Raw genomic sequence first — 25,770 nt, 5'->3', positions numbered from 1 at the left:
CAACAGCGCTAGTCCTCGAGGTAGCGGGGGCGGGCGGCGACGGCGCCGGCGACCGCCGCGGCCAGGGCAGTGCCGGTGAGGACCACGAGCGGCAGCGTCCACGAGCCGGTGAGCTGGTGGAGCACGCCGACGGCGAGCGGCCCGAGCGCACCGAGGGTGTAGCCGAGACCCTGCGTGAAACCGCTGAGCGCGACGGAGCCCGCGTGCGTCCGTGTGCGCATGTTGATCAGCACGAGGCAGAGCGGGAAGAGCAGCGGGCCGAGACCCGCGAGCGACACCCAGAGCCACGTCGCGGTCGCCGGGATGAAGATCAGCCCGAGGTAGCCGAGGATGAAGAACGCGACGCCCGCGTAGATCAGCACGGCGACGTTCCGCATCCGCGAGGCGAGCAGCGGGACGAGCAGCCCGGCCGGTATGCCCATCGCGGCATACACAGAGAGCAGTGCCCCAGCATCCAGCGGCGGGACCCCGGCGATGTCGTGCAGGATCTCCGGAAGCCAGGCGAACATCGCGTACGCATTGAGGCTCGACACCGCGAACAGGACGGCCATTGCCCACGCCAGCGGCGAATGCCACACCCGGCCCGCCATCGCCGGCTGCGCCTTCTCGACCTCGACGTCGCTGTCGGGATGCGCGGGCCGATGGGTGATCAGGATGCGCAGCCACGGCAGGATCGCCAGCACGCTGACGAGCGCCCACATCCCGACCGACACATGCCAGCCGGCCGCGTCGGCGACCGGGACCGCCACGAGCGGCGGCAGCAGCGTCGAGACTGACATCACGGTCGCGTAGAGCGAGGTGACGAGTCCGATGCGGTCAGGGAAGTACCGCTTCACCAGCGGCGGGAGCAGCACGTTGCCGACGCCCATCCCGGCGAACGTCACCGCCGAGCCGATAGCCAGCACGGCGAACGAACCGGCGGACGCACGGAGGAGGTCTCCGGCGAGGATCACCCCGAGCGAGATCACGACCAGCGTCTCGAGAGTCAGGCGCCGGGTGAACGACGGAGCGATCAGACCGAACACGGCGAAGCACACCGGCGGCAGCATCCCGAGCAGTCCGACGCCGATGCTCGACACCTCGAAATCGGTGCGGATCTCGGCGAAGATCGGCGACAGCGCGGCGACCGCGGTGCGGAGATTCGCCGCGATGAGCAGGATGCCGACCAGCGCGATGGCGCGCCCGCGCCAGAGGGGCCGCGCGCCCGCGGCCGCGTCTGCTCCCGCCATCAGGAGAGCTCGTCCGCGCCGGCGGAGCGCTCGGCGCCGAGGATTCGTCGCGCCTGCACGACGTCGTCCGCGATCTGCGCGATCAGCGGCTCGATGCCGGTGTACGCGACCATCCCGCGGATCCGCTCGAGGAAGGACACCTCCACGGTGTGGTCGTAGAGGTCGAGTTCGCGGTCGAGAACGTACGCCTCGACCTGCTTGTGCGGCACACCCTCGAAAGTCGGGTTGTTGCCGACCGAGATGGCCGCCGGGTACCGCTCCCCCGCGTCGGTGAGCCAGCCCGCGTATACGCCGTCGGCGGGGATGAGGCCCTCCGACTCCGGCGACAGGTTCGCGGTCGGGAAGCCCAGTTCGCGTCCGCGTGCCGCGCCGTGCACGACGAGGCCGCGCACGGTCGGCGCCGAGCCGAGCAGCTCGGTCGCGTGGCCGACGTCGCCGTCGGCCAGCAGCTCACGGATCCACGTCGACGACACCCGGCGGCCGTGCTCCGGCCGCACGTCGTCGATGAGCTCCACCTCGAAGCCGTACGTCTCGCCGAGCCGGCGCAGCATCGCCACGTCGCCCGCGCCGCGCGCTCCGAACCGGAAGTCGCTGCCGACGAGCACCGCCGCCGCGTGCAGTCGATCGACCAGGATGCGGTGGACGAACTCCTCCGGATCGAGGCCCGCGAGGGCCCGGTCGAAGGCCACCATGAGCGTCGCATCCACACCGGTCGCAGCCAGCAGGTCGAGCTTCTGCGCGTTGCTGACGAGCGACGGCGGGCACTTCTCTGGCGCCAGCACCTCCAGCGGATTGCGGTCGAAGGTGATGATCGTGGAGGTGAGCCCTCGCTCGGCGGCCACACTGCGCAGCCGGTCGATCACCGCGCGGTGACCGGTGTGGACGCCGTCGAACTTGCCGATGGTGACCGCGCTGGGCCCCCACCCGTCGGGGATCTCGGAGACGGAGTGGAAGACCCTCACGACGCCGCACCTGCCGGCGCCTCAGCCGCGGCCTCTTCGACCGGGGGGTGGCTGCGCAGCCACAGCATCCCGAGCACCGGAAGCACCAGCGGGACGAAGAGGTAACCCATCCCGTACACCGACCACACCGTGGCGTCGCGACCGAACGGGTCGATGGAGTGCAAGCCCAGCACCGCCGGCGCGAACAGGCTCAGGCTGCCGATGATCAGAACGCCGGCCAGCTCGAAGCTGATGGTGATCCACGCGACGCGGTACCAGACCCGGCCCGGCGCGATCAGCGCGATCGTCGCGACGATGTACACGACCGCCGCAAGCGCGGACAGCGTGAACGCCACCGGCGCCTCACCGTACCGGTCGATGATCTGGAAGACGCTGCGCCCGGTGGCCGCCAGCGCTAGCACGCCGTAGACGAAGACGAGCACCCGGCCCACCCCCGACATCCGCCGTCGTGGGGAGGACGGCTCGGGATTCGTGCGCGCGGACATGGTGTGGTGGGACATCGCCTTCGATTCTATTTGCGTCCGCGACCCTCAGGCGCCCTGGACGAACCAGATCTGCCCCATGCGGTACACCATGACCGCGATGGCGAGGCAGACTCCGCCGAGGATGACCGTGCTCCACCGATTGCGCTCGATCAGCCCCCAGAAGCCGCCGGCGAGCGGCAGGATGATCGCCGAGATCAGGTAGATGTAGAACTCCGCGAGGCTGCCGGAGGGCGGATTGCCGACCGCCGGCGCGACGATCGCGATGACCAGCTGGACGAGCAGCAGCAGCTCGACCAGCGCGACGGCGCCCATCGACACATCGCCCGGGAGCCTGCCGAGCAGCCCGAGCACGATGCAGAGGAGTCCGGCGGCACAGGCCACGACGACCTGAACGGTGGTGAACCACTCGATCATGCGGTGCCCGCCGGGCCGACCGCTTCGTCCGTGGGGAAGTTCACGAGGGTCCTGGCTTCCTTTCCGCGGAACTCGATCAGTCCCACCAGCGCTCCGGTCGGCGCGATCGCAGCGACAGGTTCGCCGCCCGGCCCTTCCCGGTCGGCGATGTGGATGCGGCGCCCGTGCGTCAGGTCGATCGCCTGCTGCTCGGTCAGCTCCAGCCGTTCGAAGAGCCGGCCGGCGGCGTCCGCGGCCGGCACCAGCGCGGCCTCCGCGTCGAGCGTAGCGAGGTCGTAGGCGTCGCGCACATGGAAGGCGCCGACCCGGGTGCGCCGCAGGGCGCTGAGGTGCCCGCCGACGCCGAGGCCGGCCCCGAGGTCGCGGGCGAGAGAGCGGATGTACGTGCCCGATGAGCAGACGACCCGCACATCCAGGTCGATGGCGCCGGTGTCGCGGCGGGTATCGGTCAGTTCGAACTCCGAGACCGTGACGGCCCGTGGCCGCAGCTCCACCTGCTCGCCGGCGCGGACCCGGGCGTACGCCCGCTTTCCGTCGACCTTGATGGCGCTGACCGAACTCGGAACCTGCTCGATCTCGCCGGTGAGAGTCGCGATGCCGGCGCGGATCGCCTCCTCGGTCACCGCATCCAGGTCGCTCTGCGCGGCCGGGGTCAGCAGCTCGCCTTCCGCGTCGTCGGTCGTTGATGCCGCCCCGAGCCGGATGGTCGCCAGGTACTCCTTGTCCGCACCGACGATGTAGGTCAGCAGGCGAGTGGACGAGTTGATGCCGAGGATGAGGAGGCCGGTCGCCATCGGGTCCAGCGTCCCCGCATGGCCGACCTTACGGGTGCCTGCCGCCCGGCGGACGCGGGAGACGACGTCGTGACTGGTCATCCCTCCCGGCTTGTCGACGAGGATCAGGCCGCTGCCGGTCACGCGACCGTCCCTGTCGCGCTGCGCTCGCTTTCGGCCCGCTCGTTCGCGGCCCGTCCGTTCTCAGCGGACACGTGCAGCACCAGGTCGAGCTTCGTGCGGAACGTGCACTCCAGCAGCTCCGTGGCGGCCTCGTCGCGCCCGTACTCCTCCGGGAGCCGCAGCCCCAGCAGTGTGTTCAGCAGCATCCCCTCGGCGAGGAAGGAGCGCACCTCCTCCGGAGCGAAGCCCGCTTCGTCGCGCAGCAGCCGGTAGATGGTCAGGAAACCGTCCCGGGCCTTCCCGCCGATCGTCGGCTCCTGCCCCATGCTGAAGGCCTGCATGAGCGACAGCAGCAGCCCGCGGTCCTCGATGAGGTTCACGTAGGCGAGGCCCAGGCGGCGGCCGATCTCGCCGTGCGCACCGGGCAGGGGCGAGCCGCCGGGCGCGGTCGCCGCGGTGGGCGCGGTCGGCGCGGTCGGCGATCCGTCGGCCTTCCACTGCTCGATCGTGCCGGTGAAGGCGATCAGCAGGCGGTCGAGGGACCGGCTCAGCACGCCGACGAACAGGTTTTCCTTGCCGCCGAACATCCGCACGACGTACGGCTGGCTGATGCCCGCCGCCTTGGCGATCTGGTCGGTGGTCGCGCCGAAGTAGCCGCGCTCACCGAAGACCCGGCTGGCGGCTTCGAGGATCTGCTCGCGGCGCTCGGCCGAGGGGATCCTCTCGCTGATCTTGTCCGTCACGCTTGACATGTTATCAGTCGATTACTAGTGTCGACTTTTGTAATCATCCGATAACCACAATCCGACCCCACTCTTGGAGGCGTGCAATGTCCGCTCCTGTCACCACTGGCGCCGGCACCCGCCGAGCGACCGCCAGGCGCATCCCGGTCTGGCTGGCGATCGTCGCCGCCTCGTTGCCGATGTTCATGGCGACGCTCGACAACCTCGTCGTCACCAGCGCCCTCCCCGTCATCGCGAAAGACCTCAGCGCCTCCATCGAAGAGCTGCAGTGGGTCGTCAACGCCTACACCCTGACCTTCGCCACGCTCATGCTGATGGCGGTCGGGCTCGGCGACCGGCTGGGGCGCCGCTCGGTGTTCCTCGCCGGCATCGCGGTCTTCACGCTCGCCAGTGCTGCGGCGGCGCTGTCGACCGAGCCGTGGGAGCTGATCGGCGCGCGGGCGATCCAGGGTGTCGGCGCGGCAGCGCTCCTCCCCCTGTCGCTGACGCTGCTCGCCGGCAGCGTGAGCGAGCGGCTGCGGCCCGCCGCCATCGGCATCTGGGGCGGAATCTCCGGCCTTGGTGTCGCCCTCGGCCCGCTGATCGGCGGCGCGGTGGTCGAGGGATGGAACTGGCAGGCGATCTTCTGGCTCAACGTCCCGCTCGGCGTCATCGCCGTTCCTCTGGTGCTCTTCGCACTGCCCAACAGCTTCGGCGCGCGTGTCCGCGCCGACATCATCGGTCTGCTGCTCGCCGCCCCGGGTGTGCTCGGCGTGGTCTGGGCCATCGTCCGCGGCAACGACGCGGGATGGGGTAGCGCCGAAGTGCTCGTCCCCCTCATCGCGGGTGCCGCGCTGCTGGTCGCCTTCGTAATCTGGGAGTCGCGGGCGGCCGCCCCGTTGCTCCCCCTGCGGCTCTTCCGCGACCGCAGCTTCACGGTCGCGAACCTCGTGGGTGTCACCTTCAGCTTCGGAATCTTCGGTGCGATCTTCATCCTCATCCAGTTCCTCCAGGTCGTGCAGGGCCACACCCCGCTCGAGGCCGGTGTGATGACGATGCCGTGGACGCTCGCGCCCATGGTCGTGGCGCCGCTGACCGGCCTGCTGTCGTCGCGAACGGGTACCCGCCTGCCGGTCGTCGTCGGGTTGGTGCTCCTCGCCGTCTCGATGGGATGGATCGCGGCGACCTTGTCCGCCACGCTCCCCTACTCGCAGATGTGGCCGCCGTTCCTGCTCGCCGGCATAGGGATGGGGCTCGTGTTCGCCCCGAGCTCGACCGCCGTGCTCGCCAACATGCGGCCCGCCGACCACGCCAAGGCGTCCGGCACCAATTCCACCCTCCGCGAGGTCGGAGTCGCGCTCGGCGTCGCCGTGCTGACCGCCGTGTTCACCGGAGCGGGCGGAACGCTCACCCCGACCGGATACGTGGATGCGGCCGTGCCCGCCGTGTGGGTCGGCGCGAGCGTGCTGGCCGCCGCCGCGGTGATCGCACTGGCGTTGCCCGGCCGGCGTGCCGCTGCGCGGCTCGCCGCCGCTGCGCCGGTGTCCCCGGCCGAGGCCGCCGCCGAAGCCCTCGCCACGGCGGAGCCGGCGCCGGTCCTGGCCGACTGACCCCACACCTCCGTCCAGTTGACGCGACACACCGTCAGCGCACCTGCGCCGACGGCGTGTCGCGTCAACTCCCGGGCGGCCGGCGGCGCCGGGCCGGGCGATTAGGGTAGAACGCGTGCGAATCGGCGTGATCGGAGCAGGAGCCATCGGGGGCACCATCGCAGCACTCCTCGACCGCGTCGGTCATCTGGTCGAGGTGACGGCGCGCGGCGAGCAGCTCGCGGCGATCCGCGACGAGGGCCTGCGGCTCGACGGAGGCTGGGGCACGCACACCGCGCGGGTCACCGCGGCGGAGACGCTCCAAACGCATCCCGAACTCGCCTTCGTGTGCACCAAGGCTCAGGATGCGCCGGCAGCCATCCGCGCCAACGCGCCGCTGCTCGACGGGATCACCGTGGTGATCGTCCAAAACGGCCTGGCCGGGCTGCGCGAGGCCGAGCAGCTGCTACCCGGGTCAGCGTGCGTGGGCGCTCTCGCACTGTACGCCGCCAGCTACCTGTCGCCCGGAAGGGTCTCGGTCACCACCACCGCGAACACCTACCTCGGCGCCGGGGACGGCCCGCCGCCCCAGGCCGCGCTCGAGGCCGCCCGCATCCTCGACGGCGCCATGCCCGCCTACGCCATCGACAACTTCACGGGCGCCCAGTGGACCAAGCTCATGGTCAATCAGATCAACGCCCTCCCCGCAATCACGGGCCTCAGCGCGCAAGCGGTGCTCGGCGACCGGCGCCTGAGGCCCATCGTCACGGCGAGCCTGCAGGAGGCCACGCGGGTCGGCTACGCCCGCGGCGTGCGCTACGGCAGCATCCAGGGCCTCGACGATCGCATCCTTCGAGTAGTCGCCCGCGCTCCCCGCTGGGCCGCTCAAGCGGTGCCGCTGATGATGAAGCGGCGCATGGGTTCGACGCCGAATCCGGGCTCGACGCTGCAGAGCATCCGCCGGGGTCAGCCGACCGAGATCGACTACCTCAACGGAGCGGTCGTGAATGAGGCACGCACCGCAGGGGTCGAAGCGCCGGTCAATGCCGCCATCACGCAGCTGGTCCACGAGGTGGAGCGCGCTGGCGCGTTCTACACGCCCGACGAGGTCGCCGAGCGGATGCGGCCGGTGCTCGCCGCGTGAGGCGCGCAGCTGCGCCGTCGGCTCAGTCGATCAGCCCGATACGCGGCGGCAGCGTCGGCGCGCGGCGGCAGCGGAAGCAACATGCGGCGAGCAGAGGCGGCGGCACCGGTTAGCCTCGATGCATGCACGACTTCGCCGCGACGGTGGTGGACTGGTACCACGCGAACCGGCGCGACCTGCCGTGGCGGCGCGACGGCTTCACCGCGTGGGGAACGCTCGTCAGCGAGTTCATGCTGCAGCAGACGCCGGTGAGCCGCGTCATTCCCCGGCTGGAGGAGTGGCTCACGCGCTGGCCCACTCCGGCGGACCTCGCCGCCGTTCCGCCCGGCGAGGCCGTGCGTGCCTGGAAGTCGCTCGGCTATCCGCGGCGGGCGCTGTGGCTGCACGCCGCCGCCGTCGCGATCACCGAACGTCACGGCGGGGTGGTGCCGGACGACGTGGATGCGCTGCTCGCGCTCCCTGGCGTCGGCGACTACACCGCGCGCGCCGTGGCGGTGTTCGCCTACGGCGACCGGCATCCCGTCGTCGACACCAACATCCGCCGCGTCATCGCGCGGGCCGTGGACGCCCAGGCGGAGCCCGGGCCGCCCAGCGCCAAGCGGGACCTCGCCGCCATGGAGGCGCTGCTGCCCGACGACCGCCCGGCCGCGGCCGCCTTCAATGCCGGGATGATGGAGCTCGGCGCGATCGTCTGCGTCGCCCGCTCTCCGCGCTGCGACGAGTGTCCGATCGCCGCGCGGTGCGCCTGGCGTCAGGCGGGCTATCCGGCGTACGCCGGTCCGCGCAAGCCGGTGCAGAAGCGCTACGAGGGCAGCGACCGCCAGGTTCGCGGTCGCATCCTCGCCGAACTGCGGGCCTCGCACATCCCGGTCAGTGCCGCCGAGCTCGAGAGCGTGTGGCCGGATGCAGCACAGCGCGACCGCGCCCTCGCGGGACTCGTGGCGGACGGCCTGGCCGTCGCGTCCCAGGGCGGCTACACGCTGCCCTGACCGTGAGGTGCTCGTAGGTGCGCGCGACACGCCGTGTGCCTGCGCACCTGCGAGCACCTCACGAAACGGAGAAGACGAGGGGGTCCCAGTCGAGGATCCGGGACCGGTACACGAGCCCCTCGGTCACGAACGGGTCGCCCTCGCGGAAGCGCTCGGCCGCCTCCCTCGACCGGAAGATCGCCATCGATCCCTGCGTCGCTGGGTCGCCGAACGTGCCGATCATGAGCACCTCGCCGCCCTTCGCGAAATCGTCGAGGTAAGCCCGGTGGCGGGGGTAGGTCTCCACCAGTCGCAGGAAGTGCTCGGGACCCGCATCCGGGTCGGCGTCATAGAACGAGACGGCGTACATGCCGTCAGCTTAGGGTCGGGATGCGCTCAGCGCTCCGACGCGGTGCTCTCGTCGTCGTCGTCCTCGGCGTCCTCGGCGTCCTCGTCGGCGTCCTCGTCGAAGTCCCGCGGCTTGACGTACGGGTCTTCCTCGCCGGCATACGCGGCGCTCGCGGCGAGTCCCGCCACCTCGGTGTCGCGCTCGCGCGCCTCCCGCAGCAGGTCTTCGATGTGGGCCGCGTTCTCGGGGATCGCGTCCAGCTGGAACGCCAGCGTCGGCGTCAGCCGGGCGGTGATGTTCTTGCCGACCTCACTGCGCAGCATCCCGGTCGCCGCGGCCAGGGCTGCAGCGCTGTCCTCGCGCTCCTGCTCGGTGCCGTACACCGTGTAGAACACGGTGGCGTGCTGCAGGTCACCGGTCACCTGGACGTCCGTGATGGTCACGAAGCCGAGGCGCGGGTCGCGCAGACCGCGATCGAGCCGCTTCGCGACGATCTCCTTGATTCTGTCCGCGAGCTTCCTCGCGCGAGCCGGATCAGCCATCATTCACTCCTCACTCGTGGTGGAAGCCGAAGGCCCGGCGGGTCACCCGCCGGGCCTTCGGTCCGTTTAGCTCAGACGCGCGGCTTCTCGCGAAGCTCGGTCGTCTCGATCTCGTCACCGATCTGGATGTCGTTGTACTTCCCGAGACCGATACCGGCCTCGAAGTCGGTACGGACCTCGGTGACGTCGTCCTTGAACCGGCGCAGCGACTCGATCGCGAGGTTGTCGCCCACCACGACGCCGTCGCGGATGACCCGCGCCTTGGCGTTGCGGGTGATCGTCCCGGAGCGAACGATGACACCGGCGATGTTGCCGAACTTCGAGGAGCGGAACACCTCGCGGATCTCGGCGACACCGGACTGGACCTCTTCGAACTCGGGCTTGAGCATGCCCTTGAGCGAATTCTCGATGTCCTCGATGGCGTTGTAGATGACCGAGTAGAAGCGGACGTCCACACCCTCGCGGGCTGCACGCTCGCGCGCCTTCACGTCCGGGCGGACGTTGAAGCCGATCACGATCGCGTTGTCGATGGTCGCCAGGTCGATGTCCGACTCGGTGATGGCGCCGACGCCGCGGTGCAGGATGCGGAGCGAAACCGAGTCGTCGACCTCGATCTTCATGAGCGACTCCTCCAGCGCCTCCACGGCACCGGACACGTCGCCCTTGATGATGAGGTTGAGCGCCTCGACCTTGCCCTCTTCCAGAGCACGGGTGAAGTCCTCGAGCGAGATGCGCTTGCGGGCCTTGGCCAGCTGTGCGTTGCGCTCGGCGGCTTCGCGCTTCTCGGCGATCTGACGGGCGGTGCGGTCCTCCTCGGTGACGATGAAGACGTCGCCGGCGCGCGGAACGCTGGAGAGACCCTGCACCTGCACCGGACGGGACGGCGCTGCCTCGAGCACGGCGTCGCCGTTCTCGTCGGCCATCGCACGGACACGTCCGTAGGCGGTGCCTGCGACGATCGAGTCGCCGACGCGCAGCGTTCCGGACTGGATGAGCACGGTCGCGACAGCGCCGCGGCCCTTGTCGAGCTTCGCCTCGATGGCGATGCCTCGCGCATCCTTGTTCGGGTTGGAGCGCAGGTCGAGACCGGCGTCGGCCGTGAGCAGCACCGCGTCCAGGAGGTCCTGGATGCCGATGTCGTTCCGGGCCGAGACGTCGACGAACATGACGTCGCCGCCGTACTCCTCCGCCACCAGACCGAACTCGGTGAGCTGCTGGCGCACCTTCGCCGGGTTGGCATCCGGCTTGTCGATCTTGTTGACCGCGACCACGATCGGCACGTTGGCCGCCTGGGCGTGGTTCAGCGCCTCGATGGTCTGCGGCATGATGCCGTCGTCCGCCGCGACCACGAGGATCGCGATGTCGGTGACCTGCGCACCACGGGCACGCATGGCGGTGAACGCCTCGTGACCCGGGGTGTCGATGAAGGTGATGGCACGCTCGATGCCCTCGTGCTCCGTCCACACCTGGTACGCACCGATGTGCTGGGTGATGCCGCCGGCTTCGCCCGCCACGACGTTCGCGTTGCGGATGGCGTCGAGGAGGCGCGTCTTACCGTGGTCGACGTGACCCATGACGGTGACGACCGGGGGCCGGATCTCGAGGTCTTCGTCGGACTCGTCCGCAAGCTCGGCGTCAAGGTCGATGTCGAAGCCCTCCAGGAGCTCCTTGTCCTCGTCCTCGGGCGACACGACCTGGATCTTGTAACCCAGCTCCTCGCCGAGCACCTCGAAGGTGGCCTCGTCGAGCGACTCGGTCGCGGTCGCCATCTCGCCCAGGTGGAAGAGGACGGTGACCAGCGACGCGGGGTTCGCGTCGATCTTGTCGGCGAAGTCGGAGATGGATGCGCCGCGGCGCAGCCGCACGACGGTGTTGCCGTCGCCGCGGGGTACGCTCACGCCACCCAGCGACGGGGCCTCCCGCATTTCGAATTCCTGGCGCTTCGCGCGCTTCGACTTGCGGGCCTTGCTCTTGCCGCCACCGCGACCGAAGGCACCTGCGGTGCCACCGCCGGGTCCACGACCGCGACCGCCGCCACCACCGGGGCGCGGACCGCCGAAGCCGCCGCCGGGCCGCTGGAAGCCGCCCGCCGTGCCTGCTCCGGCACCGCCGCCGCTACCGGGGCGCTGCTGGAAGCCGGGACGGCCTCCGCCGCCACCCGGACGCTGTCCGCCGGGACGGTTGCCGCCGCCCTGACCGGGCGCGCCGATGCGCGGGGCACCGGGGCGCGGCGGGGTGGGACGCGGGATGTTGCCGGGCGAGGGACGCTGTCCCATGCCCTGCGACGACGAGAAGGGGTTGTTGCCGGGTCGCGGAGTGCGCTGGCCCATCCCCTGGTTCGACGAGTACGGGTTGTTGCCCGGGCGCGGGGCGCTCGGACGGGGGATGCTGCTGCTGCCGCCGGGGCGCGGCGACGCCGGCTTGACGGCGTCGGGCGTGGCGGGCTTCTCGGCACCAGCAGCGCTGGCCGCGCTGGCAGCGGCCTTCTCGGCCGCCTTCTCTGCTGCAGCCTTCTCGGCCGCTGCCTGACGCTCGGCGACCGACATCGGTGCGACGGGCTTCGGCCCGGCGTCTGTCTCGGCCTCTGCCTCGACGGGCGCTGCGGCCTGAGCGGCCTGCGGGCGCGGCGCGGCGGGGCGCGGCGACTGGGCGGGGGCCTTCGGCGCTGACGCGGTCGCCTTGTCGGCGGCCGGCTTGCCGGAGCCCGAGTGCCCTTCGGCCTCCAGTGCGGCACGCAGCTTGCGTGCTACCGGGGGCTCGATGCTGGAGGACGGTCCCTTGACGAACTCGCCCATCTCCTTGAGTTTCGCGAGCGCGACTTTACTGTCGACGCCGAGCTCGCTCGCGACCTCGTGTACGCGTGGTTTTGCAGCCACAATTCTCCTGTCTGGGGGCCCACCCCCGGACAGGGGCAGGCGTTAGTTGTGGACGGATCTCATTTCGAGCCGCTCATCGGTTGTCACTCATATGAAGTCAACTTCTTCAGCCTGTTCTCATAATTTGCGACCGGATGGCCGCGGTGCCGAGTGGTCCTTCCACGCGAAGCGCCCGCCCGAAGGCCCGGCGCTTCACCGCGAGGTCGAGACACCCGTCGACCGGATGCAGCCACGCACCCCGCCCGGGAAGTGTGGCGGAAGGATCCACCACGAGTTCAGATTCCTGGGCGACGATCCTCAGAAGAGAGGACCGGGGAGCGCGAGAACGGCATCCGACGCACGTTCTGACGGGTTCCATCTTACTCCTCTTGGGACCGGTCGCCGAACGAAGCGATCAGGGGACGGTACCCGCTCAGTCCCGGTCGAGGATCGAGTCGGGTTGGATGTCGATCTTCGCGCCGGTCAGCTTCGCGGCGAGGCGGGCGTTCTGGCCCTCCTTGCCGATGGCGAGCGACAGCTGGTAGTCGGGGACGAGGGCGCGCACGGCCTTCAGCGACTCGTCGATGACGAACGCGCTGGTCACCTTCGCCGGCGACAGGGCGCTCGAGACGAAGGTCGCGAGGTCCGGCGAGTAGTCGACGATGTCGATCTTCTCGTTGTTCAGTTCCGCGGTGACCGCGCGGACGCGCTGCCCGAGCTCGCCGATGCAGGCGCCCTTGGCGTTCACGCCGGGCTCGGTCGCGCGCACCGCGATCTTGGTGCGGTGCCCGGCCTCGCGGGCCAGCGACACGATCTCCACGACGCCGCTGGCGATCTCCGGCACCTCGAGCGCGAAGAGCTTGCGGACGAGCGCCGGGTGCGTGCGCGAGACGGTGATCGACGGCCCCTTGGGGCCCTTGCTCACGCTCGTGACGTACACGCGGATGCGCGACCCGTGCGCGTACTCCTCACCGGGAACCTGCTCCTCGGGAGGCAGGATCGCCTCAACGGTGCCGAGGTCGACGTGGATCATCCGGGGGTTCGGCCCCTGCTGGATGACGCCCGCGACGATGTCGCCCTCGCGCCCGCGGAACTCGCCGAGCACGGCGTCGTCGGCGATGTCGCGCAGCCGCTGGTTGATGACCTGCTTGGCGGCGAACGCCGCGATGCGGCCGAAGTCGCTGGGGCTGTCCTCGGCCTCGCCGATGACATTGCCCTCCTCGTCGAGTTCGGGCACGTAGACGGTGACATGCCCCGTCTTGCGGTCCAAGTGCACCCGTGCGGCCGGCGGCTGGTCGGTGTGACCGTGGCGGTGATCGGCCTGGTTCGTGTGCTTCAGGTAGGCGGTCAAGATCGCCTGCTCGATGATCTGCACCAGCTCATCGAAGGGGATCTCCTTCTCGCGCTCCATGAGACGCAAGACGCTGAGGTCGATGTCCATGCCGGCCTCCTCATATTCAGATCTCGCCATCGCGCGACGGGCGCGACGGACTCAGTCCTCTACGGTACCCGAGATTACGGAACGCGTGTACGCCGGGTACCGTTCAGGCCATGACCTCCCCCAGCCGGGCCGCATCCCGTGTCGAACGCCAGCCCGCCGTCCGCGTCCTCGCGCGGGTGGGACTCGCCGCCATCGGCGTCCTGCACATCCTCATCGGGGCGATCGCCCTCGCGGTCGCGTTCGGCTCGGGCGGCAGCGCCGACCAGTCCGGCGCGCTCCAGGCGCTGGTGGCCGTGCCGGGCGGGCTGTTCGTGCTGTGGGCCGTCATCGTCGGCCTGATCTTCCTCGCCGCGTGGCAGGTGCTTCAGGCGATCACCGCTCACAAGCGCGGTGAGAAGCTCATCGAGGTCGTCAAGTGCGTCGTCTACGCGGCGCTGGCCGGTATCGCGATCTCGATCGCCGTCGGCGGCCGCAAGGACGCATCGTCGTCGGAGAAGTCGATGAGCGCCCAGCTCCTCGCGGCCCCCGGGGGCTCGTTCCTGCTGGCCGCGATCGGTCTCGGGGTCGTCGCGACGGGCGTCGTCTTCATCGTGAACGGCGCCACCCATCGCTTCGAGCGCGACCTGCGCCTCCCACCCAACCGCTGGGCGATCGTCACGACGATGCTCGGCCGGGTCGGCTACATCTCCAAAGGGGTCGCCCTGATCATCGTCGGCGGCCTCGTCGTGTTCGGCGCGGTCACCTCCGACGCCGAGAAGGCGGGCGGGCTGGACGGCAGCCTGAAGGCGTTGACGCAGGTGCCGTTCGGCGTGTTCCTGCTCATCCTCATCGCCCTGGGGTTGATCGCCTACGGTGTTTTCTGGTGCGTCCGCGCCTACGCCTCACGGCTCAAGGAGGCGTGACCTACTCGCTGGCCGCCCCCGCGAAAGAGAAGCGGTCCAACGACAAACCCTACTTGGCGCATTCTTCGAGCAGATCGTCATAGCGACCATCGCGAGCGGCCGTCCGGATGCTCGCACGATAGTCATTTCGTGGAATTACCCCGACAGCCATGTTCTCTATGGGGTTCGGTGAATCTGCAGCACAAGCGACGACGACCACCCACTGGCCGCCAGGCGCACCCGCGGAGTACGCGGCAGGCTTGTTCACAATGGACGACGAAAGGTCGTAGACCGGAGACACCGACTTCGGAAAGCTGCTTTCGACCTGGTCGAGTGTCCTACCAATCGCGCTGTGCAACTCGGCGTCGGTCGGCGGCTGCGGCGACGAGCAGCCCGTCAAGAGAATCACAGTGGCTGAGGCAAGCAATGCCAGTGGTGTTAACCGCATGTAATGGCATTCGAGCGAGGAACGAACGCGTACAGGGTCCCGCTGGTCGTCGTACCGCTCCCTGGATTCTGGACGTGTCGGATTTGGTACCTGTACCGGGTTCCCCTCGGCCAGGCATGCCACGTCTGACCGGCCTTGAGAGTGGGCGAGGAGCACGTCACGGAAGAGCTCGCCGACATCGAGACGCCGAGCTGACCGGCGACTGCTCCGGACGCCATCCCCAGTGCGACTCCGATCGACGACCCGACCGTTGTAGACACCTGTATCGAACAGGTACCGCCGGACCGCGTCACTTTGCATGTTCCAATCTGCCTGCTGGTATCGGTGTACTGCGTTGAGATCGTGGTCTCGTTGATCACGGTGAAAGTATTCACCGGTGGGGTTCGAGATGGCACAGCCGCGTTGGCACCCGCCCCACCCGAGGCGACGATGCCTAGAGCCACGGTGGAGGTCACGGCGATCTTCATCATTCTCTTCACAGTTCCGCTTTCATTCAGAGCGAGCGGCGATGACCGGTCCTCCTCTACCCGATGACACGAAGAGGATGCAGTCGTCGATTCGCAGAGGAAAACTCCCCTCCCCTTGAAAGACGTAACGGTCGGGGGATGCTGACGAGCGGATCGTGGATTTGTTTTGCTCGGCGCGCCTTGGCAGACAACGCCAGTGAATACACCCGCCTACGCCTCACGGCTCAAGGAGGCGTGACCTACTCGCTGGCCGCCCCCGCGAACTGCGCGTTGTAGAGCGAGTAGTACGCGCCGCCGCGCGCGAGAAGCTCCGCGTGCGTCCCCTGCTCGACGATGCGCCCCGCCTCCATCACCAGGATGAGGTCGGCGTCGCGGATCGTGGACAGCCGGTGCGCGATCACGAAGGATGTGCGGTCCGCCCGCAGCGCGCTCATGGCCTTCTGCACCAGCAGCTCCGTCCGGGTATCGACCGACGAGGTCGCCTCGTCCAGGATGAGCACGCTCGGCCGCGCCAGGAACGCCCGCGCGATCGTCAGCAGCTGCTTCTCCCCCGCCGAGATGTTCGATCCCTCGTCGTCGAGGATGGTGTCGTAGCCGTCCGGCAGCGAGCGCACGAACCGGTCCACGTAGGTCGCGCGGGCCGCATCCACCAGTTCCTCCTCGGTCGCATCCGGACGGCCGTAGAGGATGTTGTCGCGGATCGTCCCCTTGAACAGCCAGGTGTCCTGCAACACCATGCCCATCCGTGCGCGCAGGTCGTGCCTCGTCATCGTCGCGATGTCGACGCCGTCGAGCGTGATGCGTCCGCCGTCGAGTTCGTAGAACCGCATCATCAGGTTGACGAGGGTGGTCTTCCCCGCGCCTGTCGGGCCGACGATCGCGACCGTCTGTCCCGGCTGCGCGACCAACGAGAGGTCCTCGATCAGCGGCGTCTCCTCGACGTAGCGGAACGAGACATCCTCGAACGCCAGCAGGCCCTTGGTGCCCTCGGGGTTCTCGGGCTCGGCCGGGTCCGGGGACTGCTCGTCCGCATCCAGCAGCTCGAAGACACGCTCGGCGCTGGCGACGCCCGACTGCAGCAGGTTCGCCATGGATCCCAGCTGGGTCAGCGGCTGCGTGAACTGGCGCGAGTACTGGATGAACGCCGTCACGTCGCCCAGTTGCATGGCCCCGCTCGCGACCTGCAGGCCGCCGACCACGGCGATCGCGACGTACATCAGGTTGCCGACGAACATCATGGCCGGCATGATGATGCCCGAGATGAACTGGGCGCCGAAGCTCGCCTGGTACATCTCCTGGTTCTTCTCCCGGAAGCGCGCCTCCACCTCCCGGTGGCGCCCGAACACCTTGACCAGCGAGTGGCCGGTGAAGGCCTCCTCGATCTGGCCGTTCAGCTCGCCGGTGTGCCGCCACTGGGCGACGAACAGTTTCTGCGAGCGCTTAGCGATCACTGTGGTGATCAGAAGCGTCAATGGGATGGTGATGAGCGCGATCACGGCGAGCAGTGGCGAGATGACGAACATCAGCACCACAACGCCGACCACGGTCAGCAGGGAGGTGAGCAGCTGGCTCATGGTCTGCTGCAGCGACTGCGAGATGTTGTCGATGTCGTTGGTGACGCGGCTGAGAAGCTCGCCACGCTGCATTCCGTCGAAGTACCTCAGCGGGAGGCGGTGGAGCTTGTCCTCCACGTCCGAGCGGAGGCGGTACACCGTGCGCTGGGTGACGCCGTTGAGCACGTACGCCTGCAGATAGCTGAACACCGAGGACAGCACGTAGAGCGCCAGCACCCAGAGCAGCGTCTGCCCGACCGCCGTGAAGTCGATGCCCGCGCCCGGCGTGAACGTGGTGCCCGAGAGGAGGTCGGCGAACTGCGTCTCGCCCTTCGCGCGCACCGCGGCGATGGCCTGCTCCTGCGTGATCCCCTTCGGGAACTGCAGCGACAGGGCGCCGGCGAACACCAGGTTGATCGCGTTGCCCAGCAGCTTCGGTCCGAGCACCGCGAAGGTGACGGACACCACCGCGAGCAGGGTCACCGCGGACAGCGCGAGCCACTCCGGGCGGAGCCTGCCGAGCAGCCGCTTGGCGCTCGGTCCGAAGTTCATGGACTTCTGGACGGGCATCATCATCCCGCCGAACGGCCCACCGCCGCCGGGGCCGCGCCGCACGGGCGGGCCTGGGGGCCGGACCGGTTCTGTCGTCTTCTCGCTCATCCCGGTCTCTCCCTACGCCGCATCCTGGGCGGCGAGCTGCGACGACACGATCTCCGCGTACGTCGCACTGCTCTCCACGAGTTCGTCGTGCGTCCCCCGGCCGACCACCCGGCCGTCCTCCAGGACGATGATCTGGTCGGCATCCACGATGGTGGACACCCGCTGCGCGACGACCACCATCGTCGCGTCGGCCACGTCCCGCGCCAGGGCCGCGCGCAGCCGGGCGTCGGTCGCGGTGTCGAGCGCCGAGAACGAGTCGTCGAACACGTAGATCTCGGGCTTGCGGACCAGTGCCCGCGCGATCGCCAGGCGCTGCCGCTGACCGCCTGAGACGTTCGTCCCGCCCTGCGAGATCGGGGCCTCGAGCTTCTCGGGCATCGCCTCGACGAAGTCGCGCGCCTGCGCCACCTCCAGCGCGTGCCAGAGCTCGTCGTCGGTGGCGTCCGGGTTGCCGTAGCGCAGGTTCGACGCCACCGTTCCTGAGAACAGGTACGGCTTCTGCGGCACGATGCCGATACGCGACCACAGCACCTCTGGGTCGAGGTCGGCCACATCCACTCCGTCGACCAGGACGATTCCGCTCGTCGCATCGAACAGGCGTGGGATGAGGTTCACCAGCGTCGTCTTGCCGGCGCCGGTGCTGCCGATGATCGCCGTGGTCTTCCCGGCCTCGGCCAGGAAGGTCACGTCGGTCAGGACCGGGTTCTCGGCGCCGGGATACGAGAAGCCGACGTCGACGAACTCCACGGTGCCGTGCGCCTGCACCTCGGTGACGGGCCGTTCGGGCATCCGGACAGACGTCTCGGTTCCGAGCACCTCGCCGATGCGGTCCGCGCAGACGGACGCGCGCGGCACGATCATCGCCATCATCGTCGACATCATGACGCCCATCAGGATCTGCATCAGGTACTGCAGGAACGCCGTCAGCGTGCCGATCTGCAGCGACCCCTCCTGGACGCGGAACGAGCCGAACCAGATCACGGCGACGCTCGACACGTTCAGCACGAGCATCACGATCGGGAACATGAGAGCGAAGAGGCGGCCCGCCTTCAGCGCCGTGTCGGTGACCTCATCGTTGGCGGTGCGGAAGCGGCGGGTCTCGACGTCCTCGCGCACGAACGCCCGCACGACGCGCATCCCGGTCAGCTGCTCGCGCAGCACCCGGTTGACGCGGTCGATCCTGTCCTGCATCCGGCGGAACAGCGGCACCATGCGCGAGATGATGATGCTCACGGCGATCAGCAGGGCCGGGACGCTGACGGCGATCAGCCACGACAGGTCGATGTCCTGCTGCATCGCCAGCACGATTCCGCCGATGGCCAGGATGGGCGCGGCGACGAGCAGCGTGCAGGTCATCATGACCAGCATCTGCACCTGCTGGACGTCGTTCGTGTTGCGGGTGATCAGGGAGGGCGCGCCGAACGACGACACCTCGCGTTCGCTGAACTCGCCCACGCGGCGGAAGATCGCCTCGCGCAGATCGCGACCGACGAGCATCGCGACCTTCGCGCCGAAGTACACGGCGGTGATCGCGCACGCGACCTGGACGAGCGTCACACCGAGCATCTCGGCGCCAACCGCCATGATGTAGCTGGTGTCGCCCTTGGCGATGCCGTTGTCGGTGATGGCCGCGTTGAGGGTGGGCAGCCACAGCGAGAGCAGGGCCTGCGCCAGCTGGAAGAAGATCACCCCGATCAGGAGCGGCCAGTGCGGCCGGAGGAACCGGCCGAGCAGTTTCAGGAGCATGATGCCTCCGTTGGCGAGGACGAGGACGAGGACGGGCTTGGGGTGGGAGCGGGGACGAGGGGGGACGCGCCGGCGACACCGAGCAGCGTCATCCTGGCGAGGTCGTCGATGCTGAACTCGATGCCCTCGTTGAGCGCAGGAAAGGCGGACGAGAAGCTGATCAGCCGAAGCAGGTGCGCCACTCGCTCCGGTGGCCAGTTGAGCTCCTGTGCCTCAGGCTCCAGGATGTGCGCGATGATCCGCGCGAACTCCCCCCGTTCCTGAGGGACCGGCGGGCGCTCGGGGCCGATCACCGACATGATGCGCATCACGCTGTGAAAGCGTTCGCGTAGCAGGTAGAGGATCGCGCGGACCTTGTGCTCCAGCGGAAGCGCAGGGTCGATGCTGCGCAGGGCCTCGCGCAACGGCTCCGGGTCGAGGTACTTCTCGATCGCGGCTTGGACGAGCGTCTCCTTGTCGCCGAAGGCGCGGAAGATGGTGCCCTCGGCGATTCCCGCAGCCTCGGCGATCTGCCGGGAGGTCACGCCGCGCCCGTGCTCGAGGAGCAGCGGGATGACGGCGTCGACGATCATCGCCTGGCGGTCTTCCGCGGCCATCGGCTGGGCTCGCGTTCTCGGCGCGTCCTCTGTGAGGGAGTCCTCGGTCACGCGCCCACTATAGGCGGAGTGAGTGCTCACTCACAAGGATTCGTCCTGAAAACTGGACCCGCTCACTCCCCTGTATTCAGGACGCCTCGGTGGCGAAGATCTCGGATATCGCGTCCACTTCATCCTGAGTCGGGGTCCATGCGGTCGCCGCCTCGGCGTTGGCGACGATCTGCTCCGGCTTCGTCGCGCCCGCGATCACGCTGGTGAGTCCGGGCTGGGCCAGCAACCACGCGAAGGTCGCGGCGAGCATCGTGACGCCGCGCTCGTCGCAGAACGCCTGGTACCGCTCCACGCGGTCCCAGGGCGCGTTGTCCAGCAGATGCTTGCGGGTGTGCATGATGCGGCTGTCGGCGGGGCCGCCCTCGCGCGTGAACTTGCCCGTGAACAGCCCGTTGTACAGGGGGAAGAAGGGGAGGAAGCCGAGGCCGTACCGGTTCACCGCCGGGAGCACCTCCCGCTCGGCGTCGCGCGCCAGAAGGCTGTACTCGTTCTGGGCGGAGATGAACTTCGGATGCTCGTTCAGCCGGGCGGTGAACTCCGCCTCTGCGATCTCCCATCCACTCAGGTTGGAGTGCCCGATGTAGCGGATCTTGCCCTCGGCGATGAGGTCGTCCAGCGTCTCCAGCGTCTCCTCGATGGGGGTGATGCCGTCGGGCCGGTGCAGCTGGTAGAGGTCGATCCAGTCTGTGCGCAAGCGGCGCAGCGAGCTCTCCACCGCCAGCCGGATGTAGCGACGGGAGGCGCGCGCGCCCCACTCTGGACCGTTCACGCCGGCCATGTCCATCCCGAACTTGGTGGCGAGCACGATCCGGTCGCGCTTGCCCTCGAGCGATTTGCCCATCAGCGTCTCGGAGAGGCCGCGCTCCTTGCCGTAGATGTCGGCCGTGTCGAACAGGGTCACCCCCGCATCGATCGCGGCGCCGATGACGGCGTCCGTGCCCTCCTGCGTCTCGGTCGCGGTGTCCTTCCGGCCGAAATTGTTACAGCCGAGTCCGACGGTGGAGACGACGAGTCCGGAGGGTCCGAGGGTGCGGTATTCGATGGTGGCCATGCTCTCGAGTCTAGGCACGACCGCTGCCGCCGTCCGCGCCTCATACCCATCGGGATGCGTCAAGAATCCGTCCACAAGTGGGCTGCCGAATCAGTTATCCCCCGATGTCCGATTCCCGCGAGTGCCCGTCGGTGGTGCGTCCTAGAGTCGACCCATGAGCAGTTCTTTCGCCTATCTCCTTCGCACCACGAGCCCCATTGGCCGGCTCGAGCTGACCAGCGACGGCACGGCCGTCACGTCACTCTCCATCGAGCGGGCCGGCCACCTGCCACTCGAAGACCACCCAGAACGCAGTGCACCCGTGCTCGACGACGCGGCGGCGCAGCTGGGCGAGTACTTCGCAGGGTCGCGCCGGTCGTTCGAGGTGCCGGTCCGGCTGCAGGGCACGCCCTTCCGCCAGGCGGTGTGGGAGAGACTCGCCGCTCTCGAGTACGGCACCTTCGTGTCGTACGGCGAGCTCGGCGCATCCCTCGGGCACGCGGGCTACGGCCGCGCGATCGGCGGCGCCGTCGGGGCCAACCCCGTGCCGATCATCGTCGGCTGCCACCGCGTGCTCTCCTCCAGCGGACGGGTGACGGGCTACAGCGGCGGCGACGGTATCCCGACCAAGCTGTGGCTGCTGGAGCACGAGGGGATCCTGCTCGCCGCATGAGCGAGACGACGACACCGGCACGATCGGCGCTCGTCGTCGGCGACGACGGCCTGGCGCGGTGCTCCTGGTCGGCGAGCGACCCGGAGTACCGCCGCTACCACGACGAGGAGTGGGGCCGACCGCAGCACGACCCGCGCGCGCTCTACGAGAAGTTGTGTCTCGAAGGATTCCAAGCGGGGCTCTCCTGGATCACCATTCTCCGAAGGCGACCGGCGTTCCGGGAGGTGTTCCTCGGCTTCGAGCCGGAGCGGGTCGCGGCGATGACCGAGACGGATGTGCAGCGGCTCCTTCAGGATGCGCGCATCATCCGCCACCGCGGCAAGATCGAGGCGACCATTTCGAACGCCCGCGCGGTACTCGCGCTCGACGTTCCGCTCGAAGAGCTGATGTGGAGCTTCGCGCCCGAGCCGCGCGCCGACCGTCGGCCGCGAGAGTGGGGCGAGATCCCGGCCGTCACGGCCGAGTCGACTGCGCTCAGCAAAGAACTGCGCCGACGCGGCTTCCGCTTCGTCGGGCCGACCACGATGTACGCCCTGATGCAGGCGACCGGGATGGTCGACGACCACTTCGAAGGGTGCTTCCGCGCGTAGAGCGTCACATCGAGGTCGACAGCGCCTGTGACGCTGTCGGCTCCGATGCTTGCGGAGAGAACCGAGAGAGTCGGGCCGGCGGCGGAAAATGGCTCCGACGACGGATCTCGCTGGTGAGGGTTCTACCGCTCGTGCCCGACCGCAGGCGGAATCTTGGTGCCTCACACTCCGACGTGGGAAACGACGCATGGGGATGACGCGCCGGCCACCACACGACGGCCCGACTTGGTGAGATGTGCACTCAACTGGTGTGCGCACACCTCGGATCAATGATCCTCTCTCTTGCTATTGAGCTTATCTCACTTTATGTCGGCGCACCACTGTGAGTTCGCGGTGAGGCGCCCGTACGTGCAGCGCCGATCGCGGGCAGCCGCGGTCAGACCCGGAGGGTCGCCATCAGGCTGCCGGGAGCCCCGCGCACCTCCGGCACCACGAGTTCCAGATCACGCGAGCCGTCAGCCGCCGGCCGGAGCTCATAGCCCTCTGCTTCGGCCCAGGAGAGCAGGTCCTCCGTCGACGCGAACGCCCCGCCGGCCTCCACCAGAGCGCGCGTGAGGAGCCCCTTGGCCTGCTTGTTGAAGTGGTTCAGCGCACGCACGTGGCCGGAATCGTCGCGGGCGAGCACCCGGACGTAGTGGGCACCATCCCGATCCGGCAGCGGCGCCAGCTCCGCATACCCGGAGGACCGCAGGTCCAGCAGCAGACCATCCTGCTCTGCCAGTGCGGCTGCACCCGCCTCCGCCCATCGCTTCTTCAGCGAGGCCGCGCCGCGGCGCAGTGAGAGGCGCGAATCGAACGAGAGCCGGTACGCGGGAACCGGGTCAGCGGCTCCGACCAACCCGAGCAGCGCCGACTGCACCACGACCGACCGAGACGCGACCTCCCAGTCGGCCTCGGACAGCGACTCGGCATCGAGTGCGTCGTACAGCACACCGGTGTACCGCTCGAGTGCGCGCATGGTCGGTGCCGTGAGGATCGCGCGGTTCCGCTCGACTTCCCCGGCCTGCTTCGGGCCGAGCTTCAGTGCCTTCACCGCGGAGCCGTGATCGGAGGCCAACTCGACGACCGCCGACACCACCTCGCGACGGATGTCGTTCAGCGACGGGAAACGCAGACGATCGAGAGCGAGCGGCGACCCCGCTCCCCCGTCCCTCTTGGTCTCGGAGGGAGGGAGCAGGATGAGCACCCTAGCCCTCCACGAACTCGACAGCGGTCTCGACGTTCTCCCCCAGCGGCGCGGAGGTGTCGAGGGTGACGCGCGGCAGCGAACCGCAGGCGCCCTTCCACTCGTCGTACTCGTCGACGCTCTGCTCGACGGCGTAGGCGGCGACCATCCCGGAACGCTTCGCCAGGCGCTCCTCGTGCAGCTCAGGATCGGAGCACACGGTCTCCACCACCCGCAGCTTCACGTCGCAGCGCTGCGCCAGGTCTCGCCACTGCAGGCGGGCCGGCTCCACGGCGTTCACCGCGTCGACGACGACCGAATGGCCCGAGAGCAGCACCTGCTCGGCCATGGTCTCGGCCACCAGGTACGCGGCGAGGCCGGTCGGCTGGTCGGAGTCGATGCCGGCACGCAGCACGGCCGCTTCGATGGGATCCACCGAGATCACCGTGGCTCCGATGCGTCCAGCGACGACCTCCGCGATGGTGGACTTCCCGGAACCGGGAAGCCCCGCCATCGCCACCAGCATCGGGACGCGGACGTCTCCGAACTGGCGCTCCAGCGGGGCTCCCTGCTGCCCGGACATATCAGACCAGCTCGGCCTGACGGGCCACGACAGTGACGGTGTTGTTCTCGACGGAGAGGAAGCCGTCATCGGCGTTCGCCCGGATGGACTCGCCTCCGTTCAGCGTCACACGCACTTCGCCCTCGGCGAGGATGGCCAGCAGCGGTTCGTGGCCCGGCAGGATACCGATCTCCCCTTCGACGGTGCGCGCGACGACCATGCTCGCCTCGCCCGACCACACTTCGTGGTCGGCCGCGACGACGCTCACGGTGAGGACGGCCATCTCAGCCGTTCTCCTTCTGGATCTGCGCCCACTTCTCCTCGACGTCGGAGATCGCTCCGACGTTGAAGAAGGCCTGCTCGGCGACGTGGTCGAACTCGCCCTTGGCGATGGCGTCGAACGACTCGATGGTCTCCTTCAGCGGAACCGTGGAGCCCTCGACACCGGTGAATTTCTTCGCCATGTAGGTGTTCTGCGAGAGGAACTGCTGGATGCGGCGCGCACGCGACACCGTGATCTTGTCCTCCTCCGACAGCTCGTCGACACCGAGGATCGCGATGATCTCCTGCAGCTCCTTGTTCTTCTGGAGGATCTGCTTGACGGTGGTCGCGACGCGGTAGTGGTCCTCACCCAGGTAACGGGGGTCGAGGATGCGCGAGGTCGAGGTCAGCGGGTCGACGGCCGGGTACAGGCCCTTCGACGCGATCTCACGGGAGAGCTCGGTCGTGGCGTCGAGGTGTGCGAACGTGGTCGCCGGCGCCGGGTCGGTGTAGTCGTCGGCCGGCACGTAGATCGCCTGCAGCGAGGTGATCGAGTGACCGCGGGTCGAGGTGATGCGCTCCTGGAGCATGCCCATCTCGTCGGCCAGGTTCGGCTGGTAGCCCACCGCGGACGGCATGCGGCCGAGCAGCGTGGAGACCTCGGAGCCGGCCTGCGTGAATCGGAAGATGTTGTCGATGAAGAGCAGCACATCCTGGTTCTGCACGTCGCGGAAGTACTCCGCCATCGTCAGAGCGGACAGGGCGACGCGCAGACGCGTTCCCGGCGGCTCGTCCATCTGGCCGAAGACGAGGGCCGTCTTGTCGAAGACGCCCGCCTCCTCCATCTCGTGGATGAGGTCGTTGCCCTCACGGGTGCGCTCACCGACACCGGCGAACACCGACACACCACCGTGATCCTGCGCGACGCGCTGGATCATCTCCTGGATGAGGACGGTCTTTCCGACGCCCGCACCGCCGAACAGGCCGATCTTTCCACCCTGCACGTACGGGGTGAGCAGGTCGATGACCTTGATGCCGGTCTCGAACAGCTGGGTCTTCGACTCGAGCTGGTCGAACGCCGGGGGGTTGCGGTGGATGGGCCAGCGCTCGGTGATCTCGACCGTCTCGCCCGGCTCCAGGTTCAGGATGTCACCGGTGACGTTGAACACCTTGCCCTTGGTCACGTCGCCCACGGGCACGCTGATCGGGGCGCCGGTGTCGCGAACCTCGCCGCCGCGGACCAGGCCGTCGGTCGGCTTCAGCGCGATTGCCCGCACCAGGTCGTCGCCCAGGTGCTGCGCGACCTCGAGCGTGATCTCGGTCGACTCCTCGCCGATCGTGATCGTGGTCTTGAGGGCGTTGTAGATGCCCGGGATCGCGTCGTGCGGGAACTCGATGTCGACGACCGGACCGGTCACGCGGGCAATGCGTCCCACACCGGCCGGCTGCGCGGTCGAAGCCTGAGCTTCGGCGGTAGCGGTAGTCATGATT

General features: G+C 68.9%; 26 protein-coding genes. 6 read left to right on the top strand and 20 right to left on the bottom strand.

The window, feature by feature from the left end; all coding sequences use genetic code 11:
* Positions 1-8: 8 nt before the first annotated feature.
* From AB7E03_RS00735 to AB7E03_RS00710, 6 genes are read right to left on the bottom strand one after another with little or no spacing between them, the layout of a single operon-like run.
* On the bottom strand, positions 9-1,229 hold the full coding sequence (locus AB7E03_RS00735) for an MFS transporter (protein WP_489938377.1): 1,221 nt from the start codon (positions 1,227-1,229) through the stop codon (positions 9-11).
* A complete protein-coding gene (locus tag AB7E03_RS00730) occupies positions 1,229-2,191 on the bottom strand; it encodes a bifunctional riboflavin kinase/FAD synthetase (RefSeq protein ID WP_489938375.1) in 963 nt (320 codons plus the stop codon). Before AB7E03_RS00730 ends, AB7E03_RS00735 begins: the two co-directional genes overlap by 1 nt.
* Positions 2,188-2,691, bottom strand: a complete 504-nt coding sequence (locus AB7E03_RS00725; RefSeq protein ID WP_489938373.1) for a hypothetical protein — start codon at positions 2,689-2,691, stop codon at positions 2,188-2,190. Before AB7E03_RS00725 ends, AB7E03_RS00730 begins: the two co-directional genes overlap by 4 nt.
* 30 nt (positions 2,692-2,721) lie before the next feature.
* Positions 2,722-3,090: a hypothetical protein gene (locus tag AB7E03_RS00720; RefSeq protein WP_489938371.1), complete on the bottom strand. Its 369-nt coding sequence runs from the start codon at positions 3,088-3,090 to the stop codon at positions 2,722-2,724.
* The gene (truB, locus tag AB7E03_RS00715; RefSeq protein WP_489938369.1) at positions 3,087-4,007 is read right to left on the bottom strand and encodes a tRNA pseudouridine(55) synthase TruB; all 921 of its coding nucleotides are present in this window, start codon (positions 4,005-4,007) and stop codon (positions 3,087-3,089) included. Before truB ends, AB7E03_RS00720 begins: the two co-directional genes overlap by 4 nt.
* Positions 4,004-4,738 (bottom strand): TetR/AcrR family transcriptional regulator, encoded by a 735-nt coding sequence (locus AB7E03_RS00710; protein WP_489938367.1) that lies wholly within the window; start codon positions 4,736-4,738, stop codon positions 4,004-4,006. The genes truB and AB7E03_RS00710 overlap by 4 nt, the downstream gene beginning before the upstream one ends.
* A gap of 77 nt (positions 4,739-4,815) precedes the next feature.
* Here AB7E03_RS00710 and AB7E03_RS00705 point away from each other — a divergent pair, with 77 nt between their 5' ends.
* The 3 genes from AB7E03_RS00705 (at position 4,816) to AB7E03_RS00695 (ending at position 8,430) form a co-directional block, all read left to right on the top strand.
* The gene (locus tag AB7E03_RS00705; RefSeq protein ID WP_489938365.1) at positions 4,816-6,318 is read left to right on the top strand and encodes a DHA2 family efflux MFS transporter permease subunit; all 1,503 of its coding nucleotides are present in this window, start codon (positions 4,816-4,818) and stop codon (positions 6,316-6,318) included.
* A 115-nt stretch (positions 6,319-6,433) separates the two neighbouring features.
* On the top strand, positions 6,434-7,441 hold the full coding sequence (locus AB7E03_RS00700) for a ketopantoate reductase family protein (protein WP_489938363.1): 1,008 nt from the start codon (positions 6,434-6,436) through the stop codon (positions 7,439-7,441).
* A gap of 122 nt (positions 7,442-7,563) precedes the next feature.
* Positions 7,564-8,430 (top strand): HhH-GPD family protein, encoded by an 867-nt coding sequence (locus tag AB7E03_RS00695; RefSeq protein ID WP_489938361.1) that lies wholly within the window; start codon positions 7,564-7,566, stop codon positions 8,428-8,430.
* 58 nt (positions 8,431-8,488) lie between these two features.
* Here the strand turns inward: AB7E03_RS00695 and AB7E03_RS00690 are convergent, their stop codons facing one another.
* From AB7E03_RS00690 to nusA, 5 genes are all read right to left on the bottom strand, one after another.
* On the bottom strand, positions 8,489-8,779 hold the full coding sequence (locus tag AB7E03_RS00690) for a YciI family protein (protein WP_489938359.1): 291 nt from the start codon (positions 8,777-8,779) through the stop codon (positions 8,489-8,491).
* 26 nt (positions 8,780-8,805) lie between these two features.
* Positions 8,806-9,300 (bottom strand): 30S ribosome-binding factor RbfA, encoded by a 495-nt coding sequence (gene rbfA / locus AB7E03_RS00685; RefSeq protein ID WP_489938357.1) that lies wholly within the window; start codon positions 9,298-9,300, stop codon positions 8,806-8,808.
* A 71-nt stretch (positions 9,301-9,371) separates the two neighbouring features.
* Complete coding sequence (gene infB, locus AB7E03_RS00680; RefSeq protein ID WP_489938355.1) at positions 9,372-12,176, bottom strand: translation initiation factor IF-2; 2,805 nt, start codon at positions 12,174-12,176, stop codon at positions 9,372-9,374.
* A 106-nt stretch (positions 12,177-12,282) separates the two neighbouring features.
* Positions 12,283-12,534 carry a YlxR family protein gene (locus AB7E03_RS00675; RefSeq protein ID WP_489938353.1) on the bottom strand — a complete coding sequence of 84 codons (252 nt, stop codon included), beginning with the start codon at positions 12,532-12,534 and terminating at the stop codon, positions 12,283-12,285.
* 54 nt (positions 12,535-12,588) lie between these two features.
* Positions 12,589-13,596, bottom strand: coding sequence for a transcription termination factor NusA (gene nusA / locus AB7E03_RS00670; protein ID WP_489938351.1), 1,008 nt, complete (start codon positions 13,594-13,596; stop codon positions 12,589-12,591).
* Between the two features lie 110 nt (positions 13,597-13,706).
* Between nusA and AB7E03_RS00665 the strand changes: the two genes are divergently transcribed.
* Positions 13,707-14,498 carry a DUF1206 domain-containing protein gene (locus AB7E03_RS00665; protein WP_489938349.1) on the top strand — a complete coding sequence of 264 codons (792 nt, stop codon included), beginning with the start codon at positions 13,707-13,709 and terminating at the stop codon, positions 14,496-14,498.
* A gap of 49 nt (positions 14,499-14,547) precedes the next feature.
* On the opposite strand, the gene AB7E03_RS00660 is transcribed toward AB7E03_RS00665, so the two are convergent.
* The 5 genes from AB7E03_RS00660 to AB7E03_RS00640 form a co-directional block, all read right to left on the bottom strand.
* Positions 14,548-14,886: a hypothetical protein gene (locus AB7E03_RS00660; protein WP_489938347.1), complete on the bottom strand. Its 339-nt coding sequence runs from the start codon at positions 14,884-14,886 to the stop codon at positions 14,548-14,550.
* A 745-nt stretch (positions 14,887-15,631) separates the two neighbouring features.
* On the bottom strand, positions 15,632-17,605 hold the full coding sequence (locus tag AB7E03_RS00655; RefSeq protein ID WP_489938345.1) for an ABC transporter ATP-binding protein: 1,974 nt from the start codon (positions 17,603-17,605) through the stop codon (positions 15,632-15,634).
* A gap of 12 nt (positions 17,606-17,617) precedes the next feature.
* Complete coding sequence (locus tag AB7E03_RS00650; protein ID WP_489938343.1) at positions 17,618-19,351, bottom strand: ABC transporter ATP-binding protein; 1,734 nt, start codon at positions 19,349-19,351, stop codon at positions 17,618-17,620.
* Positions 19,342-19,998 carry a TetR/AcrR family transcriptional regulator gene (locus AB7E03_RS00645; protein WP_489938341.1) on the bottom strand — a complete coding sequence of 219 codons (657 nt, stop codon included), beginning with the start codon at positions 19,996-19,998 and terminating at the stop codon, positions 19,342-19,344. The genes AB7E03_RS00650 and AB7E03_RS00645 overlap by 10 nt, the downstream gene beginning before the upstream one ends.
* Before the next feature lie 76 nt (positions 19,999-20,074).
* The gene (locus AB7E03_RS00640; RefSeq protein WP_489938339.1) at positions 20,075-21,049 is read right to left on the bottom strand and encodes an aldo/keto reductase; all 975 of its coding nucleotides are present in this window, start codon (positions 21,047-21,049) and stop codon (positions 20,075-20,077) included.
* Positions 21,050-21,203: 154 nt separating this feature from the next.
* Here AB7E03_RS00640 and AB7E03_RS00635 point away from each other — a divergent pair, with 154 nt between their 5' ends.
* Entirely contained in the window at positions 21,204-21,701 is a 498-nt protein-coding gene (locus AB7E03_RS00635) for a methylated-DNA--[protein]-cysteine S-methyltransferase (RefSeq protein WP_489938337.1), read from the top strand.
* Positions 21,698-22,291, top strand: coding sequence for a DNA-3-methyladenine glycosylase I (locus AB7E03_RS00630; protein ID WP_489938335.1), 594 nt, complete (start codon positions 21,698-21,700; stop codon positions 22,289-22,291). Before AB7E03_RS00635 ends, AB7E03_RS00630 begins: the two co-directional genes overlap by 4 nt.
* 376 nt (positions 22,292-22,667) lie before the next feature.
* On the opposite strand, the gene AB7E03_RS00625 is transcribed toward AB7E03_RS00630, so the two are convergent.
* Genes AB7E03_RS00625 through atpD form a run of 4 tightly spaced genes read right to left on the bottom strand, consistent with a single transcriptional unit; the run spans position 22,668 to position 25,766 of the window.
* On the bottom strand, positions 22,668-23,477 hold the full coding sequence (locus AB7E03_RS00625) for a YaaA family protein (protein WP_489938333.1): 810 nt from the start codon (positions 23,475-23,477) through the stop codon (positions 22,668-22,670).
* Position 23,478: 1 nt separating this feature from the next.
* Entirely contained in the window at positions 23,479-24,039 is a 561-nt protein-coding gene (locus AB7E03_RS00620) for a P-loop nucleotide/nucleoside kinase family protein (RefSeq protein ID WP_489938331.1), read from the bottom strand.
* Between the two features lies 1 nt (position 24,040).
* Positions 24,041-24,301 carry a F0F1 ATP synthase subunit epsilon gene (locus AB7E03_RS00615; protein ID WP_441782830.1) on the bottom strand — a complete coding sequence of 87 codons (261 nt, stop codon included), beginning with the start codon at positions 24,299-24,301 and terminating at the stop codon, positions 24,041-24,043.
* Between the two features lies 1 nt (position 24,302).
* Positions 24,303-25,766, bottom strand: coding sequence for a F0F1 ATP synthase subunit beta (gene atpD, locus AB7E03_RS00610; RefSeq protein WP_441782831.1), 1,464 nt, complete (start codon positions 25,764-25,766; stop codon positions 24,303-24,305).
* Between the last annotated feature and the right edge of the window lie 4 nt (positions 25,767-25,770).

This window comes from Leifsonia sp. RCC_180 (genome assembly GCF_058138205.1).
The sequence above is the reverse complement of the archived record's forward strand: the minus strand, read 5'-3'. Positions and strand labels throughout refer to the sequence as shown.